The sequence below is a fragment of the Nitrospirota bacterium genome (genome assembly GCA_040756155.1).
Lineage (GTDB): Bacteria > Nitrospirota > Thermodesulfovibrionia > JACRGW01 > JBFLZU01 > JBFLZU01.
Genome location: JBFLZU010000035.1, coordinates 1 through 4,946 on the forward strand (window position 1 = coordinate 1; position 4,946 = coordinate 4,946).

Annotated in this window: 5 protein-coding genes; all 5 read right to left on the reverse strand. The window is 37.8% G+C overall.

The annotated features are described in order from the left end of the window. Window positions 1-112: 112 nt before the first annotated feature. Window positions 113-961, reverse strand: a complete 849-nt coding sequence (locus AB1488_03090) for a type II restriction endonuclease (GenBank protein ID MEW6409081.1) — start codon at window positions 959-961, stop codon at window positions 113-115. Beyond that, complete coding sequence (locus AB1488_03095; GenBank protein ID MEW6409082.1) at window positions 948-1,223, reverse strand: hypothetical protein; 276 nt, start codon at window positions 1,221-1,223, stop codon at window positions 948-950. Before AB1488_03095 ends, AB1488_03090 begins: the two co-directional genes overlap by 14 nt. A gap of 219 nt (window positions 1,224-1,442) precedes the next feature. Beyond that, window positions 1,443-1,865, reverse strand: a complete 423-nt coding sequence (locus tag AB1488_03100; GenBank protein MEW6409083.1) for a putative toxin-antitoxin system toxin component, PIN family — start codon at window positions 1,863-1,865, stop codon at window positions 1,443-1,445. Beyond that, window positions 1,858-2,130 (reverse strand): type II toxin-antitoxin system prevent-host-death family antitoxin, encoded by a 273-nt coding sequence (locus tag AB1488_03105; GenBank protein ID MEW6409084.1) that lies wholly within the window; start codon window positions 2,128-2,130, stop codon window positions 1,858-1,860. Before AB1488_03105 ends, AB1488_03100 begins: the two co-directional genes overlap by 8 nt. Window positions 2,131-2,190: 60 nt before the next feature. Beyond that, a partial coding sequence (locus AB1488_03110) for a DUF748 domain-containing protein (protein ID MEW6409085.1) occupies window positions 2,191-4,946 on the reverse strand: 2,756 nt, incomplete at its 5' end.

Sequence of the window (4,946 nt, forward strand, 5' to 3'; positions counted from 1 at the left end):
TTTATAAAAGCTGTTTTTACCCCTAATAATGCATCAAATTCCTTCTGAGCAAAAAAGACCTCATCAGGGTCTCTTAAATCGAATTTTATTTTTCCTAAGCAAAGTATCTTGGTCATTTTAGATTGAATAGATTACAGGGTTTTATTTTAAATTGGAGCATATTCGATGTTGGTCTTCCAGCATCTCCGCCTTTTCTTTGTACTGTAATTCTTCCAATATGTAATACGCCTTTCTTTGTGATATAAATATCGCCAGCGCCAAAGAAATTCATAGCAGTATTAATATCCGTCAGCATCCATGTGGTGGTATCATTATCTTCCTCATATCTTGTAACCAATATCCAATCAGCAGATAATCCACCTCGCCCTTTCAATATATCACAGACAATAAGAATTTTATTAGCCTTAAAAAAGTCAATAATTTTATTCCTTAATCTGTCTGGCATTTCGTTTAAATATACACGCCTTTTATCCCTCAATTTTTGTGTTGCTGCAATTTCTTTAGGAGGTTTTATTCCTCCTGTATACAGCTTTAAACCATATGCAATATCATTATCAAAATTCCAGATTTGTTTATAAGAATCTACCCACCGCTTATCAATCTGATTAAAACCAGAAGTAGGTTTATCCTTTTTAATAGTAACCATTTTTAATGATAGATTTTCGATCTTTACAATATTGCTAATTACAATCGTAACTCTTACCTGTGCATCAGCCTTTTTAAATCTCATCAGTTCTTCGAAATCTTCTCTCAAACCGAATCGCACTATATCAGTCTTTTTTAATCTTGTAGGAATATGGACTGCTTCTATTGAGTCAATTTGTTTAATATCATAACCCATAATTTGAAGCCACTGTTTAGCCTCGTTATCCTTTTTCCAATTATTAAATTTTTTGCAAATAGTCTTTTCATTTACAAAACCACCTTTAGCAGTATCAGACCCAAGTTCAAATGTTGCCATTTTTCTTTTTTAATCGGGTAATAAATGGGATATTGTCTTCATAGTATAGCTCAGTCGCCTTCTGTTTTTCTTTAGCACCCATTTCAGCCAGTTTACGCTTCGCAAGTTCAACATCCTGATTATCTGGAATCTTCTCTTCGGTCCATCTTTCATATTCACACATTGGACAGATTACCTCAAAGTAGATGGCATCGTAGCCTGAAACAATCATTTCTTCAAAACTACAATGCGGACATTGTGTCGTCCAGGTATGTGAGCCCATACTTTACCTCCCTTTGTACTATAACTTTGCAAGCTGAAACAAATAAGGCACTCGCTTTCTCTTAAACTGCCATTCATCTGATGATTATATTATGAAAAGGCAACCATTAGTATTATATTTTTGGAAATCTTATCACAGAAGGATGCTATGTTCAAGTAAGAAATAGTAGAAAGGAGAAGTCATCAAGGTGTTGCTGAATTGGGTAAAAGAACCATCTTATTACAATCCCATAATCTCACAAAACCTCTTAGGTGTTATAATTTTAATATCCTTATAACTCTTTAAGTCTAACAGATGAGAATCACCAGATACTATATAATCAGCCTTACCTTCAATAGCAGTTGATAAAACCTTGTTATCTTCAGCGTCTTCTTTTATAACATCCAGTGCTGGAGGGTTATCTATCAATACAGAATACCTCAAGAGGTTTAAGGCAGTCTGTTTTATCTCATCCGCATCCAGTCCATACTTCTTTTTAATCTTTGGATAGTTTAAGACCTTTATGGTCTCCTCAATCATTAATCGTGATGTTATAAAAATTAGATTGCCTTTTTCCCAGGACTTCACAATCTTATAAGGGAAACCGCTTTTCTGGATGATACCGCTTATAAAGACATTGGTATCTATGACAACCTTATGCACTCTTGCGAACCGCCTTTATTGCCTCCCCGACATCTGCCTCAATTTCCTTTGATGAATAAGCCTTAGCCTTCGCCCTGATACTGTCAAAGACCCTCATGTCTGTTTCCCTCTGTTTCCTGTAGTTCTCGAATTCATCAAGTGGTATCAATACAGCCATAGGTTTTTTGCCTCTCTTGATGATGTATTCCTCACCCTTGTAATATACCTCCTCAAGGATTTCTCCAAGATTGCCCCTTACCTTTAATGCTGTAAGTTCTTTTGCCATTATTTTTACCTCCTGATATAATTATAACAATTATAATAGTTATGTCAAATATTATTTTAATCATCTCGTTGTCGTTGCCCTCTCGGCCGCGTTTTTTATTGTCCAGAGCAGGTCATCAATAGCAATTCTGTTATGCACAGGTGCGACCTTGACAGAGAGGTCTCTAAAACCAAAAATATTTGTGTTTGATACCTCGAGTTCCTTGAATATTATATAACCTCTGTTGAGATAGCACTCGATGACACCTTTGTTATACCTTCTATCTTTTGATAGCCCGTATCTTTTCACAGCACTACCACCAATCCTTTCGAGCATCTCCTTGCTTATCATCATTGGCTCATCCTTAGATTTCTTTGCCCAGGCCTCTGCCTTTCCTGTAATTGCTGAAAGTCCGATTCCATCTCCATTAAGCCACATTATCCCATCTACTTTTCCGTAGATATATCCCTTTATATTTTCGAAGCTATTACATACCTCTTTGAGACTGATGTCTCTCACAACAAATCCAAAACCATAAGAAGGTTGTTTTGTCAGTGCTATCCATCCCGCGCCATAAATCTTGCCTCCAAATATACTACCAGAAATATTCTCTACAGTCATGGCATGCTGTCCTGTATTCAGCACAACACTGAGGTCTTTGATTATCTCAACACCATAGGTAATCTTCCCTATATTGATTATCCCTGAATCCTGATTAATCAGGGAGGATTTCTTTATTGGCTCTTTGCCAATCCTCTCAAACCGTTCTTTTCTGAAGATATCTGCTATCAGGAATGGTGGCTGTATACTGCCCTTTTTGCTAAGTTCATACTGTAAAGGCAGATTACCTGAGATGGGACCTATACCGTATTCACCGTTTTCACCTGTCAATGAAACATCCTTGAATCTAACAGATGTCCTTAGAAGATTCATCCCTGTTGATTTTATATAATCGCCACTCATCTGTATGTTACCATTCATGCGGGCGTATTTAAATCTGTCAGGGATAAGCTCAAATAGTGTATCCCTCAGGGATGAGACAGCCACCTCAGGTAGATTAAATGAAATATTAACCGTTCTGTCCTCTCTTTTTATATTCTTTATCTTTCCTGAGAGTGATGCCTTTATTCCATCCGATATCCATGCTTCAACTCTGTGGAGGCTGATTTCGTCACCTTTCAGGGAGATGTGTGATTTAAAAGAGATATTGCTTATTAAGTTTCGTTCTGCATTAGATTTTTTGATTGCTATTTCATCTCCGGTGAGATTTATACCGCCATCCACTCCTTTATCTTTTGTATAAGTCATTTTGAATCCTGCTCCGAACCTGCCATCTGTCAGATATATTGGTGGAGTAAATTTTTCTGCGAGTCTCTGTATCTTTTTTCCCTCTATTCCTTCGATGCGACCTTCTGCAGAAATAGTGAACCCCGCACCACGGTTTGACACCCGTGGCTTCTGGGTCTGACCCTGTGGGGATGTGGATGCGTTCCTCCCCGCCTTGACAGGCGGGGCTTCCCGTTGGTGCGGGGTGAACAGTGAACTGTGAACAGTGTCTTGTTTTAAGAAATCCTCAAGAGAAAATGGTATGATTATCATGCCCTGCAACGATCCACCGAGTAACTTAGCTCTCAGTAGTCTGAGTTCAACCCTTTCTCTGTTTGCGATATATCCAATAGAAAGTTCATTTGCCTCTATGTCTTTAATTCGTATCTCATCAACAGAGATTGTTCCCCTCGCATCCTTTAACTTAAGGGTATCCCTCAATACCTCAAAGTTACTGTTTAATGTAACCCCTTTGAGGTCTATCCTTCCTATCTGATTATGCTGCATATTGACATCTTTGAGTAAAAGGGATGCGATTCCCTTAGCCCTGTCATTTTTTGCTTCTACTCCAAAGTCAATCGTGGTGAAGATATCATTACCTGTAAATCTCATATCAGGGGCAAATCTTTGAGTAGACTTTGCAATACCGCTGAGGCTGCCTTTAAAAGAGATGTCCTTCCCCCTTACTGCGAATGCAGACTTACCATTAAGGTTTTCTATCGTTCCTATATCTCTTTTTATAAGGTTAATCCCACTGAGTAAAATCTCTCCATCTGTTTTGATCTTGTTCATATTCATCGTTCCACTAATTTTTACTCCCTCTGCTGAAGCCTTTCCTGTCATTTCCATGTCACTTATTAACGAAAGTTTCCCTATATCTGGTATCTCTATATCTGCACGCATATTGTATCTTAGGTCTTTTCCTATGTTGTATACATTTCCCCTCACAGATGACTTGATAGCATTACCGATATTTCCATTAAAACTCTTTATCAGAAGATGTCCTTCTTTCATATCCCATGATGCATCAATATCAGCCTTTCCTCTCTTAAGCTGTTTAAGTCTATCAGAGAGCGTTATCTCATCATACTCTGCACTACCCTGCAGGCTTATCATCGCCTTTGAGATGGCTGTCTTTAGGGAGAGATTCACCTTAGATTTTTCTGAGACAGATATCTGTGAAGGAAGATAGTTCTTAAATGGATGCAGTCTATGTCCTTTAGAGGATATGTTTACATTAGCCTGTGGTCCATCTTTGGTAAAGGTAACTTTCCCATCTATCTGAATCTTATTATCGGCGACATCGTATAATGAGCCTTTAATAATTAACGGTTCTTTTTTCGATGATGAAAGACCCATCACAGAGATGTCAGCAGTCTTTACTCTTAGTAGTGGATTATCATCTACCGTGATGCTCCCTCTTTCAATCTTGAACGATTTTATAAAATACTCTCTTTCCCCTTTGCTTATCAGTTCAATGAGATTATCTGATATGTTCCACTTACCGTTTT

Coding starts and splice junctions, on each gene's coding strand:
- AB1488_03090 (MEW6409081.1), bottom strand. CDS start 961: ATGGCAACATTTGAACTTGGGTCTGATACTGCTAAAGGTGGTTTTGTA.
- AB1488_03095 (MEW6409082.1), bottom strand. CDS start 1,223: ATGGGCTCACATACCTGGACGACACAATGTCCGCATTGTAGTTTTGAA.
- AB1488_03105 (MEW6409084.1), bottom strand. CDS start 2,130: ATGGCAAAAGAACTTACAGCATTAAAGGTAAGGGGCAATCTTGGAGAA.